Source organism: Embleya sp. NPDC001921 (genome assembly GCF_053594475.1).
In genome coordinates, this window is record NZ_JBSFEO010000012.1 from 101,246 (window position 1) to 113,900 (window position 12,655).

Consider the following 12,655-nt stretch of genomic DNA (forward strand, 5'->3'; position numbering starts at 1 on the left):
CTCGTCCGGCTTCTTCACGAGGGGGTTGCCTTCGCCTCGACGAGGTCGGCCGGTGAATTACCGTTAACCGATTTCGTCGACACCTTCTGCGTCGCGAACATTCCACTCGGCAATTTTTCGGCGCTCGCCGTATCTTTCCGTTCAAGGCGTTCGAATGCTCCGCCGGACCGAATCGGAAATGATCTTCGGGAGCGATTCGGCGCCGTTCGGGCCGCAGGCTCCGGCTCCGGCTCCGGCTCCGGCTTCGGGTCCGGGTCCGGGCCCGGTTCCGGCACCGGCCCTGGCCGCGACCTACGCCAGGGTCACCGTCACCGGGAGTTCCTTGATGCCGTTGACGAAGTTGGACCGCACCCGGCGGACCTCGCCCGCCAGGCGGATGTCGGCGATGCGCGGCAGGAGTTCCTCGAACATGACGCGCATCTCCAGGCGGGCGAGCGCGTTGCCGAGGCAGAAGTGCGGGCCGCCCTTGCCGAAGGTGACGTGGTCGACGTGGCGGCGGGTGACGTCGAAGTCGTACGGGTTCTCGAACACCGCCTCGTCCCGGTTGCCCGAGGCGAACCACAGCACCACCTTGTCGCCCGCGCGGATCGACTTGCCGCCCAGGTCGGTGTCGCGTGTCGCGGTGCGGCGGAAGTGGTAGACGGGGGAGGCCCAGCGCAGGAACTCCTCGACCGCGTCCGGCATCAGCGCGAGGTTCTCCCGCAGCAGCTCCAACTGCCCCGGGTTGCGCAGCAGCGCGAGCATCGAGAGCGAGATGGCGTGCCGGGTGGTCTCGTTGCCGGCCACCACCAGCAGCAGGAAGTAGTTGTCGAAGTCGTGTCCGGACAGCGGGACACCGTCCGAGGGGGCCTGGTTGACCAGTCGGCTGACCAGGTCCGTGCCTTCGCCGCCGCGCCGTTTGGCGGCCAACTCCCTTCCGTACTGGAAGACTTCCAACGAGGCGGGGCTGCGGAAGGGCAGGTCGCGGTAGCGCTCGCTCTCGCTGCTCTCCAGGAGCACGTCCGCGTAGTCCGGGTCGGTGTTGCCGATGATCCGGTTGCCCCAGTCGATCAGCTTCCCGGTGTCCTCGCCGGGCACGTCCAGCATCTTGGCCAGCACGTTGATCGGGAAGTCGGCACTGACCTCGTGCACGAAGTCGAAGGTGCCCTTGGCCAGCGCGGTGTCCAGCGTGCGGGCGGTGAGTCCGCGCAGGAACGTGCCGTAGTCGGCGATCGCGCGCGGGGTGAACTGCTTCCGGAGCAGCTTGCGTAGCGCGGTGTGGCGCAGCCCGTCGGTCTCCAGCAGCGAGCGGCGGATGGCGATCTGCGAGTCGTCGACCTCCTCGAGGTTGGTGAACCGCGTGGAGGTGAAGGTGTCCGGGTCGCGGTCGACGGCGACGATGTCCGCGTGCCGGGTCAGTGCCCAGAAGCCGCTGTTGGGGGCCGGTTCCGGCTGCCAGTGCACGGGGTCCTCGCGGCGCAGCGTGTGGAACATCCGCCAGGGCGTTTCGCCGTCCAGGAAACGGTCGTTGTCGGCGAGGTCGATCTCGTCGAGGGGCATCGGCTCGGGGACCGCGGCGGCGGTGGTGGGGGTGCTCACGAAGACTCCTCGCGGGGGGATCGGCGGGGTGCGGGCGCGGCGGCGCGGATCGGCGGGTCCGCGGGGCGGCGCGGTGCGCGGGGTGCGCGGGCGCGGCGGCGCCGGCGGGCTCAGAGGTGGTAGGCGTACTCGGTGAACTCCCAGTCGGTGACGTGCCGGCGGAAGCGGGTGACCTCGTCGCGTTTGTAGGTCAGGAACGCGTCGGCGAAGTCCGCGCCCAGCAGCGCGGTGAGCGCGGTGTCGGCCTCGAACGCGTCCAGCGCCTCGGTCAGCGTCGCGGGCAGGATCGGCGCCTTGGCGCTGTCGTAGCCGTAGCCCCGCAACGGCGGCGGCGGAGTCGTCTTCTCGCGCAGGCCCAGGTGCACGGCGGCGAGCAGACCGGCGACGGCCAGGTACGGATTGGCGCTCGCGTCGCCGAGCCGGACCTCCAGGCGGGTGCCGGTGCCGCGTTCGGGCGGTATCCGCACCATCGCGCTGCGGTTGTCCGGGCCCCAGTCGATCAGCCACGGCGCGAGGGTGTCCGGGCCGAACCGCTTGTACGAGTTGACCGTCGGGTTCAGCAGCGCGGCGAGCGCGGGCGCGTGTGCCAGGACGCCGCCGATCGCGTGGTGCGCGGCGGGGGACAGGCCGTGCGGGCCGGTCGGGTCGTCGAAGGCGTTGGCGTCGTCCGGGTCCAGGCAGCTCAGGTGCAGGTGGAAGCCGGAGCCGCCCTCGTCGTTGAAGGGCTTGGCCATGAAGGTGGCCAACCGGCCCTCCCGGCGCGCGAGTTCCTTGATCGAGGCCTTGAAGCGGAAGGCCCGGTCGGCGGCGTCGAGCGCGGGCGAGTGGTCCAGGTTGATCTCGAACTGGCCGGAGCAGTACTCGTGGTTGCCGGTGGTGGCGCCGATGCCCAGCGCGCCCAGGCCGCGCAGCGTGCGCAGCAGGTGTCCGTCCGGGTCGCCGCGTCGGCCGGCCACGTACACGTTGCCCGGGGCGTCGCCGTAGCGCCGCCAACCGCCCGGACGGGCCGGGTCCGGCTCGCACAGGAAGTACTCCAACTCGGGCCCGACCACCGGCCGCAGGCCCACCTCGTCGGCCATCCGGGTCAGCACGTCGCGCAGCAGCGAGCGCGGCGCCTCGGCGGCGAGCCGGCCGGTCGCCGGGTCCGTGGTATCGCCCAGGCACCACGCGACTCCGGGCTCCCACGGGATCGCGACGAGGGTGTCCAGGTCCGGGAACACGCAGATGTCCGGCAGGCCCGCGTCGATGCCGCCGGCCACCGGGACGGTCTGCCCCTGTGGGGTGGTGTGGAAGACCGCCCGACAGAAGGCAAGGCCGTGGGCGCACACCGAGGGCAGGTGGTCCACCAGCACGTCGCGCCCGCGATCGGTGCCGATCAGGTCCGGGTAGGCGATCCGGACCACGTCGATGCCCCGCGCCTTCAGGTCGGCGACGACGTCGCGGGCCCGGTCCACTGCTGATGGATTCACCGGTTTCTCCTCGCACAGACGGGCGGCGGCAGGACGGCCGATTCGTTTGAGCCCAAACCATATGGAGGTCGCCGGTGGCGCACAAGGGTTTGGGGCAAGCCTTTGCGCGCGTGGCGGCGGGAGGCGGGGCGGGTGTCGGCGGGTGGTCGCACGCGCGTGACAACGAGCGACGGGAGGCATATCGTACGGACCCAAACGACCTATCGGCTCCGAACCCGTTCCGGGCCGCACCGTGCTTCGAGGGAGTCGCCATGACCGGTGTACACGGTTTCTTCCACCCCAAGACCGGCACGGGCCGGTCCTCGATGATTCCGGCGCCGCCGTGGCGGTACTCGGGCGACCTGCTCACCATCGAGTACCGCACCGACCCCGCGCGGGTCGCCGAACTGCTGCCGCCGCAACTGTCACTCGCCGACGAGGACCCGGGCGCGGTGGCGCTGATCTGGGCCGACTGGCAGTCCTGCTCGACCACGGGCGCGGAACTGCTCGACCCGGTGCGCGGGCAGTACAAGGAGTGCTTCGCGGTGGTGCGCTGCCGGTACGCGGGGGTGACCTACTCGCGCTGCGTGTACATCTGGGTCGACAAGGACTTCGCCATCGCGCGCGGCCTGCACCAGGGCTATCCGAAGAAGCTCGGGTCGATCCACCAGACCCGGCCGCACCCGTACGGCCCGGCGCCGCGGATCGAGGCCGGCGCGATGTTCGGCGCCACGCTCGCCGCCGCCGACCGGCGGCTGGCCGAGGCCGTGGTGACGCTGCGCGAGCCGTCGCCGACCAACGGCTTCGTCAACGGGCACCCGATGGCGCACCACCGCTGGTTGCCCTCGATCGAACCGGGCAAGGGCCTGGCCCTGGACGAACTCGTGGCCACCGGCGCGGAGTCCGCCGAGGGCGGCGGGGCCTGGGCGGGCGACGCGGAGTTGACCCTGTTCGAGGCGCCCACCGAGGAACTGGCCCGACTGGAGGTGCGCGAGGTGATCGGCGCGTACTACCGCCAGGTCGGCGTGGTCTGGAACGGCGGCACGCTCCTGGCGAGCGGCGGCTCGGGCGCGGCGTAGGGCGCCGTGCGGGGCGCGGTACGCGCACGAGGGCCCGAGCACCGCGATCCGGTGCTCGGGCCCTCGTGCGTGCGCGTTCGGCCCCGGTCGCGCGTAAGTGCGTGCGCGTTCGACTCCGGCCAGGCGCGAGCGCGTACGCGTTCGGTTCCGGCCGCGCACGGGTGTGCGCGTGGTCAGCTCCGGCCGCGTCCGATGCCCGCGTACACGCCCGGCCGGGCCGCGCGCAGGTACAGCGCGAACAGCGCGCCGAGCACGCCCGCGCCGAGCACCAGCGCGGGCAACACCCAGCGCAGCGCCGAGCCGGAGTCGACGCCCAGCAGCACGCCGAAGTTGTCCAGCGCGGCGACGAACACCGCCGCGAGCAGCAGCGCGGATCCGGCCGGCGCGATCAGCCGACTCCACGCGCTCTCGCCGTCGGCGCCGTCGCGCGCGAAGAACGCGACCACCGCGAGCGAGGTCAGCACCAGCAACAGCAGTACGCCCAGCGCGCCCAGGTTGGTGAACCAGTTGAACAGCGTCGCCATCGGGTCGCGGTCGAGCACGGCGAACAGGATCACCACCGCGGCGGCGAGCGCGGTCTGGGTGGCCGAGCCCAGGTGCGGCGAGTCGGTGCGCGGGTGGGTCCGGCCCAGCGCGGTGGGCAGCACACCCTCGCGGCCCAGCGCGAAGAAGTAGCGCGCGACCGCGTTGTGGAAGGACAGCAGCGCCGCGAACAGGCTGGTGATCAGAAACACCTGGGCCAGGTCCGCGAAGCCCGAGCCGATCCGGTCGCCGCCCAGGACGAAGATCAGGTTCGGCCCGTGTTCGGTCGCCGCGTCCACCGCCTTGTCGGTACCGGCGCCGCTCATCAGGGCCCACGCGGTGAGCGCGTACAACACGCCGATCACGCCGACCGACACGTACGTCGCGCGGGCCACGGTGCGCTTGGGATCCACGCACTCCTCGCCGTAGATCGCGGCCGACTCGAAGCCGGTGAAGGACGCCATCACGAAACAGAACGCCGCGCCCATCGAGCCCGAGGTCAGCGCGTCCCAGGAGAACGGGTGCGGCGAGATGCCGTCCGGCGCCTGGGTGAACGCGCCGATGTCGAAGACGAGCACGGTCGCCGTCTCGGCGATCAGCAGCGCGGCCAACACCCGGGCGTTGAGGTCGATCCGCAGGTAGCCCAGCACGCCCACGACCACGATGCCGACCAGGACCACCACCCACCACTCCACGTGCCACCCGAGCTTGGCGTCCAGGAAGTCGGCGGTGGTGAAGCCGAACAGGCCGTAGATGCCGATCTGCATCGCGTTGTAGGAGATCAGCGCCACGAACGCTGCGCCCAGTCCGGCGGCCCGGCCCAGGCCCTGGGCGACGTACGCGTAGAACGCGCCGGCGCCGGTGATCCGTCGGCTCATCGCGGCGTAGCCGACGCTGAAGATCGCGAGCAGGGCGGCCAGTACGAGGTAGACCGCGGGGATTCCCGAGGTGCCGGTGACCGCGAGGCTCTGCGGGATGCCGCCGGCGGCGACGGTGAGCGGGGCGGAGGCCGCCACCACGAAGAACACGATGTGCGCGACGCCGAGCGAACCGCGTGCGGGGGCGGCTTCGGGGTCGCTGGTGCTGGTGCTGGTGCTGGTCGTCGACGCTTGTCTGGATGCCATGCCCGGCGCCTCCGAGGGGCGGGAACCCATTCGTTTGGGCCCGTACGATCTGCGGGTGCCGTTGATCGTACGGATGCAAACAGGTCCCCACAAGGGCTAGATTTCGGGGTGCGGAAGGCGTAACGGGTCACCCTCGGACGCGAACGACGAAGAAGGCGGAGCACGTGGTCGGCAAGCGGTCCATCACCGAAACGGAGAAAGCCGTCCAGGCGCGCCTGGGCGACATCCCGCTGCGGCGCGAGCAGATGGCCGCGGTGTCGAACATCTACCGCGCGGCCGCCGCGGTGCGCCAGCACCTGGAGAACTCGGTGCTGCGCGACGCCGAGTTGACCTGGACCGCGTTCACCGTGCTGTGGGAGGTGTGGATCTGGGGCGAGAGCGAGACCCGACACGTCGCCGAGGAGGCGGGCATCTCCAAGGGCACGCTCACCGGGGTCGCCCGCACGCTGGAGACCCGCGGCCTGCTCGCCCGCGCCGCGCACGCCACCGACGGGCGGCTCGTCCTGCTCTCGCTGACCCCCGCCGGCGAGGACCTGATGGCCAGGGTCTTCCCGGCGTTCAACGCCGAGGAGGCCTTCGTCACCGACGACCTGAGCGCGGACGAGTGCCTGACCCTCGCCGACTCGCTGCGCCGCATCGTGGCCCGCCTGGAGGCCAAGGGCGAGGAGCGCCGCCAGGACCTGCTGGCCGGCGGCGCCCCCAAACCCCGCCGCGGCGGGCGGCGCGCGAAGGGCTGAACCGCGATCACGGGCCGGTCCCGACGCGCGGGTCCGTGTCCGGGTGTGATCGCCGATGGGCACAGGGTGTCCGCGACGCCGGTCGCGTTGCGAGAGGTCGGCCGGCGGGCGAGTGTGGATCGGTCGGGCATGTGCGCCGTCCTCGGTTCGGGGGTGTCCGGCCCCTCGCCGTCGTGGACAGGAGAACGATCATGTCCCCCGCGCCCAAGCCCGCCACCCGGGCGACCGCCGAGGCCAATCGCGCGGCCGTCGCCCGTTACGCCATGGACGACCGGCAGGACTTCGCCGACGCCGAACGCGGCTTCATCGCCCCGCTCCCGGACCGACTCCACGGCGCCGACGGGCGGGTCATCTTCGACGCGGCACGGTTCGACTACATCGCCGACGACGCGCCGGCGCCGGACACCGTGCATCCGAGCCTGTGGCGGCAGTCCCAACTGATCCGCAAGGGCGGGTTGTACCGGGTCGCGGACCGCGTCTTCCAGGTCCGCAACAACGACATCGCCAACCTCACCGTGATCGAGGGTGACGACGCACTGGTGGTGATCGACTGCATGGCCTCGGTCGAGGCCGCGACCCAGGCGATGGCGATGATCCACGCGCACGTCGGCGACAAACCGGTCGCCGCGGTGATCTACACGCACACCCACATCGACCACTACGGCGGGGTCAAGGGCGTGCTGAGCGCCGAACAGGTCGCGTCGGGCAAGGTGCCGATCATCGCGCCGGGCACGATCGCCTCGTTCGACAAGCACGCGATCGGTGAGAACGTGATCGCCGGCAACGCGATGTCGCGCCGTGCGGGCTACGCGTTCGGCAGCCTGCTGGATCTGTCCCCGACCGGCTGCGTCACGTGCGGGATCGGCATCACCACCGTCCCCGGCGTCACCATCTCCTACCTCTCCCCCACCGACCCGATCACCGAGACCGGGACCCGGCGCGACCTGGCCGGGCTGACCTTCGAGTTCCTGTACGCGCCGGACACCGAGGCGCCCGAGGAGATGCACATCTGGATCCCCGAACTGGGCGCGCTGACCTGCGCGGAGAACGCCAACCACGCGCTGCACAACATCCAGACGCTGCGCGGGGCGCGGACCCGGGACGCGCGCAACTTCGCCCGCTACCTGGACGAGACGCTCCAGCGCTGGGGCGACGACGTCCGGGTGCACTACGGCCCGCACACCTGGCCGGTGTGGGAGAACGCCGCGGTGACGGCCTTCCTGGAGTCCCAGCGCGACACCTACAAGTACCTGCACGACCAGGCGTTGCGCTTGGCCAACAAGGGCCACACCCCGCTGGAGGCGGCCGAACTGATCGAACTGCCCGAGGAACTCGGCCGCAAATGGTACAACCGGGGCTACCACGGCACACTCCACCACGACGTACGGGCGGTGTACACCAAGGAGTTGGGCATGTGGGACGGCGACCCGGTCTCGCTGTACCCGCATCCGCCGGTGGAGACCGCGCGGCGCTTCGTCGACCTGATCGGTGCGGAGAGGATCGTCGAGGAGGGGCGGCGGGCCTTCGCGGCCGCGGACTACCGCTGGGCCGCGCAGATCCTGCACACCCTGGTGTTCGCCGATCCCGACAACCACGTCGCGCGGGACCTCCAGGCGGACGCCTACGAGCAGTTGGGCTACCAGGCCGAGGGCCCGCAGTGGCGCGGCATCCTGTTGACCGCGGCCCGCGAACTGCGCGAGGGCGTCCGACCCGCCACCTTCGCGTCAGCGAGCCCGGACACCATCCTGGCGATGCCGATCGACATCCTCTTCGACTTCGTGGCCGTGCACGTGATCGGCGACAAGGCGGCGGACGCGGACCTGCGCATCGACTTCCACTTCACCGATCTCGACCGGACCTGGACCATGTGGGTGCGCCGAGGAGTACTCAACGCCCGCCCCGGCGCGTCCCCCGACGCCGCGCTCACCGTCACCGGCCCCAAGCCCGCCCTGGTCGCCACCCTCCTCGAGCCCGACAGCGCCCACGCCCTGGCCGACTCCGGCACGATCACCCTCACCGGCGACAAGTCCCTCCTGCCCTCCCTCGCCTCCCTCCTGGACACCTTCGACCCGAATTTCCCCATCGTCACCCCGTGACCCGCGGACTCCCGGTTCCGCGCCCGGGCCGCTCGGGCTCAGGCCGGTGAAGGAGTCCGGCCGGCGTATCGGTGGGCCGACTCGGTGAGGGTGTCGAAGAGGGATTGTTGGGCCGGGGTGGTGCGGGCGGTGTCTTCGGGGTGCCATTGGACGGCTACGAACCAACCGGTGGGGGTGGTGGGTTCGAGGGCTTCGATGGTGCCGTCGGGGGAGGTGCCGGTGACGCGGAGGCCGGGGGCCAGGCGTTCCACCGCCTGGTGGTGGTAGCAGGAGGCGTCGAGTTCGGTGGTGCCGGCGGCGCGGGCGGTGGCCGAGTCGGGGGTGAGGATCACCGGGTGGATCACGTGGCGGTGGTGGACGGGCATGTCCTGGGTGAGGGTGCCGCCCAGGGCCACGTTGACCACCTGGAGGCCGCGGCACACGGCCAGGGTGGGCAGGCCGACGGCGAGGGCGTACCGGGCGGCGGCGAGGTCGAAGGCGTCCTGTACGGCGTCGACGTCGTACACCTCGCCGTGCACGGTGCGCGCGCCGTAGCTGCTCGGTGCCAGGTCGCCGCCGCCGGGCAGCAGCAGGCCGTCCGCGCGGGACAGGCGGGACGCGGCCTCGTCCGGTTCGGCCGGATGCATCATGAACGGCTCGCCGCCCGCCGCGTACACCGCCTCGGCCAGGGCTCGGGCGGTCACCTCGGCGGCGTGGCGAAGCGCGGACGTGGTGGCCGCGAACCGGCACGGCAGCGCGATCAACGGACGGATCACAGCGGGCTCCGCGGGTCTCGGGGGCGGTGGGGGCGGTGGCGGCGGTGTGGGCGTCGGTCGCTTCGGGGACGGCGAGGGCCGCGGGTCACAGCGCGATCCAGGTGGTCTTCAGGTCGGTGTACTTCTCCAGCGCGTGCAGCGACTTGTCCCGTCCGTGGCCGGACTGTTTGACGCCGCCGAAGGGTACGTTCAGGCCGCCCTCCTCGTAGCAGTTGACCCATACGGTGCCCGCCCGCAGCGCGCGCGAGATCCGGTGCGCGGCGGACAGGTTCGTGGTCCACAGGCCTGCCGCGAGGCCGTACTCGCTCGCGTTGGCGAGCCGGATCGCCTCGTCCTCGGTGTCGAAGGTCAGCACCGCGAGCACCGGTCCGAACACCTCCTCGCGGGCCGGCGCCATGTCCGGGGCGACCCGGTCGAACACGGTGGGCTCCAGGTAGTGGCCGGCCCGCTCCAACCGCGCCCCGCCGGTGCGCAGCCGGGCGCCCGCCGCGTGCGCGCGGGCGATGTGCTCGCGGACCCGGACCAGGTGCTCCGCGCTCACCAGCGCGCCCATGGTGGTGGCCGGGTCGAGCGGGTCGCCGACACGCAGGGCCCGGGCCCGCTCGACCACCGCGTCCGTCACCCGGTCCGCGATCGAGGAGTGCACGAGCAGGCGGGACGGCGCGGTGCACATCTCGCCCTGGTTGAAGAAGACGCCCCACGCCGCGCTCGCCGCGGCGGCGAGCGGGTCGGCGTCGGGCAGCACGATGTTCGGCGACTTGCCGCCCAGTTCGAGCCAGACCCGTTTGAGATTGGAGTCGGCCGCGTAGCGCAGGAAGTGTCGGCCGACCGCGGTCGAGCCGGTGAACGCGAGCACGTCGACGTCCGGGTGCAGGCCGAGCGCGCGGCCGGCGGTGGGGCCCTCGCCCGCGACCACGTTCAAGACGCCCGGCGGCAGGCCGGCCTCGGCGGCGAGCCGGCCCAGGCGCAGCGCGGACAGCGGTGACTGCTCGGCGGGCTTGAGCACGACCGTACAGCCGGCCGCGAGCGCGGGGGCGACCTTCCAGGCGGCCATGGTGAGCGGGAAGTTCCACGGGACGACGGCCGCGACCACGCCGACCGGCTCCCGGGTGACCAGCGCGAGCGCGTCCGAGGCGGTCTGCGGCGCCTCGTCGACCAGTTTGTCGGCGATCTCGCCGTACCAGCGGAAGCAGGCCGCCACCGCGCGCAGTTCGATGGTGTACGCCTCGGTGACCGGCTTGCCCATCTCCAGCGCGATGGTCAGCGCGAGTTCCTCGCGGTGCGCCTGGATCGAGTCCGCGAACCGGATCAGCGCGCGGCCGCGCTCGGCGGGCGCGAGTCGGGGCCAGGCCCCGGTGTCGAAGGCGCGGCGGGCGGCGGCCACGGCCAGGTCCACCTCGCGCCGCCCGGCCCGCGCCACGTCGGCGAGCGGTGTCCCGTCGCGCGGTGCGATCACGGTGAACGTGTCGCCGTCGCCGGCGTGGTCGGCGCCGTCGATGTGATGGACGGTCACCGGGCGCAGCCGCGCCGCCCGTTCGAGCCAGTCCTGGTGGGAGAGCCGCAACATGCTGCCCGCTTTCGCCGACGAGATTGTTTGGGAGCAAACGATACAACGGAAGCCGGGTGCGGGGAATGCGACGCGGTCCCGGGGTCCGGGTGTGGGAACGCGGGGCCGGCCCCGCGCGCCCGGACGTCGGGAGTACGCGGCCGACTCCGTGAAGCCGGGCGTCGGGGGTGCGGGGCCGGCCCCCGCGAACCCGGGCATCGGGAACCGGGGCGGGTCCGCGCGCACCCCTTGACCGTCCCGATCGCGGCCGGCTAGATTGTTTGGGGTCAAACGATTGGGAGGGTTATCCACATGACCGAGGTCACCGTTGCGGGCGTCCGCGTCGACACCCGGCACTGGATCGGTGGCGAGCGCGTCGGGTCTTCGGACACCTTCACCGACGTCTCGCCCATCAACGGCACCGTCATCGGCGAGATCGCCCGGGCCGGCCGCGCCGAGGCGGACGCCGCCGTCGCCGCCGCCCGCGCCGCGTTCCCGGCCTGGGCCGCGACCACGCCCGCCGAGCGCGCCCGCCTCCTGCACGCCATCGCCGACGGGGTCGAGGCCCGGCTCGCCGAGCTGGCGATCGTGGAGACCACCGACAACGGCGCGCTGCTGCGCTCGCACCTGCGCGGGGTGATGCCGCGCGTCGCGCACAACTTCCGCTTCTTCGCGGACTGGCTCACCGGGCAGTTGCGCCACGACGACTTCGAGACCCGGGGCCACGACAACCACGTCTCGTGGGACGCCGCCGGGCCGTGCGTACTGATCACGCCGTGGAACGCGCCGCTGATGCTGGCCACCTGGAAGATCGCGCCGGCGCTCGCGGCGGGCAACACCGTCGTGCTCAAGGCCGCCGAGTGGACGCCGCTGACCGCGTCGCTGCTCGCCGACATCACCGCCGAGGCGGGCCTGCCGGCCGGGGTGTTCAACGTGGTCCAGGGCTACGGCGAGGAGGTCGGCGCCGCGCTGACCGCCCACCCGGACGTGCGTCGGATCAGCTTCACCGGTTCGGTGCCCACCGCCCGCCACATCGGTGCCGCGGCCGCCGCCAATCTGACCCCGGTCAGCCTCGAACTGGGCGGCAAGTCACCACTGTTGGTCTTCGCCGACGCCGACCTCGAGTTGGCCGTCGAACTCGCGGTCGAACAGTACGACAACGCCGGCCAGGTCTGTCTGGCCGCCACCCGGCTGCTCGTGGACGCCTCGATCGCCGCCGAGTTCACCACCCGCTTCCTGGCCAGGGCGCGCACCCTGGTCCAGGGCGACCCGCGCGACCCGGCCACCGACGTCGGTCCCAACATCCACGCCGAACACGTGGACCGGGTGGACGGCTTCGTCCGCCGCGCGCTCGACGCCGGCGCCAAGGCCCTGCTCGGCGGCGGGCGCGACACCGACCTCGGCGGCCTGTACTACCGACCCACCCTGCTCACCGACGTCGCCCAGGACGGCGAGATCGTCCAGGAGGAGGTCTTCGGCCCGGTGCTGACCCTGCAGACCTTCACCACCGAGGCCGAGGCGATCAGGCTCGCCAACGACACCCGATTCGGGCTCGCCGCGACGCTGGTGACCGGAGATCGCGAACGCGCGACGCGGGTCGGCGGGGAACTCGTCGCCGGGACGGTGTGGGTCAACTGCTTCTTCGTCCGGGACCTGCGCGCCCCGTTCGGCGGCTCCCGGCAATCCGGCGTCGGCCGCGAGGGCGGCACCTGGAGCTTCGACTTCTACTGCGACGTGAAGAACACCGTCACGGCGCCGAACGGGTGGCGC

At 72.2% G+C, this 12,655-nt stretch carries 8 protein-coding genes and 1 pseudogene; 4 read left to right on the top strand and 5 right to left on the bottom strand.

All coding sequences use genetic code 11. The features are described 5' to 3' along the window. Positions 1-291: 291 nt before the first annotated feature. Positions 292-1,539 (bottom strand): cytochrome P450, encoded by a 1,248-nt coding sequence (locus ACWCPW_RS16700; RefSeq protein WP_449762371.1) that lies wholly within the window; start codon positions 1,537-1,539, stop codon positions 292-294. A 149-nt stretch (positions 1,540-1,688) separates the two neighbouring features. Beyond that, positions 1,689-3,047: a glutamine synthetase family protein gene (locus tag ACWCPW_RS16705; RefSeq protein WP_449762275.1), complete on the bottom strand. Its 1,359-nt coding sequence runs from the start codon at positions 3,045-3,047 to the stop codon at positions 1,689-1,691. A gap of 251 nt (positions 3,048-3,298) precedes the next feature. On the opposite strand from ACWCPW_RS16705, the gene ACWCPW_RS16710 reads away from it, so the two are divergent. After that, positions 3,299-4,105 carry an acetoacetate decarboxylase family protein gene (locus tag ACWCPW_RS16710; protein ID WP_449762276.1) on the top strand — a complete coding sequence of 269 codons (807 nt, stop codon included), beginning with the start codon at positions 3,299-3,301 and terminating at the stop codon, positions 4,103-4,105. A 173-nt stretch (positions 4,106-4,278) separates the two neighbouring features. Here the strand turns inward: ACWCPW_RS16710 and ACWCPW_RS16715 are convergent, their stop codons facing one another. Then, positions 4,279-5,751 carry an APC family permease gene (locus tag ACWCPW_RS16715; RefSeq protein WP_449762277.1) on the bottom strand — a complete coding sequence of 491 codons (1,473 nt, stop codon included), beginning with the start codon at positions 5,749-5,751 and terminating at the stop codon, positions 4,279-4,281. Between the two features lie 164 nt (positions 5,752-5,915). Between ACWCPW_RS16715 and ACWCPW_RS16720 the strand changes: the two genes are divergently transcribed. Continuing rightward, complete coding sequence (locus ACWCPW_RS16720) at positions 5,916-6,488, top strand: MarR family winged helix-turn-helix transcriptional regulator (protein ID WP_449762278.1); 573 nt, start codon at positions 5,916-5,918, stop codon at positions 6,486-6,488. 191 nt (positions 6,489-6,679) lie between these two features. Continuing rightward, positions 6,680-8,584 (top strand): alkyl/aryl-sulfatase, encoded by a 1,905-nt coding sequence (locus ACWCPW_RS16725; RefSeq protein WP_449762279.1) that lies wholly within the window; start codon positions 6,680-6,682, stop codon positions 8,582-8,584. 38 nt (positions 8,585-8,622) lie between these two features. Here ACWCPW_RS16725 and ACWCPW_RS16730 read toward each other — a convergent pair whose 3' ends face one another. Together ACWCPW_RS16730 and ACWCPW_RS16735 are read right to left on the bottom strand one after the other, a co-directional pair. Then, complete coding sequence (locus ACWCPW_RS16730) at positions 8,623-9,339, bottom strand: gamma-glutamyl-gamma-aminobutyrate hydrolase family protein (RefSeq protein WP_449762280.1); 717 nt, start codon at positions 9,337-9,339, stop codon at positions 8,623-8,625. Positions 9,340-9,424: 85 nt separating this feature from the next. After that, a complete protein-coding gene (locus ACWCPW_RS16735; RefSeq protein ID WP_449762281.1) occupies positions 9,425-10,906 on the bottom strand; it encodes an aldehyde dehydrogenase in 1,482 nt (493 codons plus the stop codon). 291 nt (positions 10,907-11,197) lie between these two features. On the opposite strand from ACWCPW_RS16735, the pseudogene ACWCPW_RS16740 reads away from it, so the two are divergent. Beyond that, positions 11,198-12,655 (top strand): annotated as a pseudogene (locus ACWCPW_RS16740) (aldehyde dehydrogenase); the annotation flags it as partial.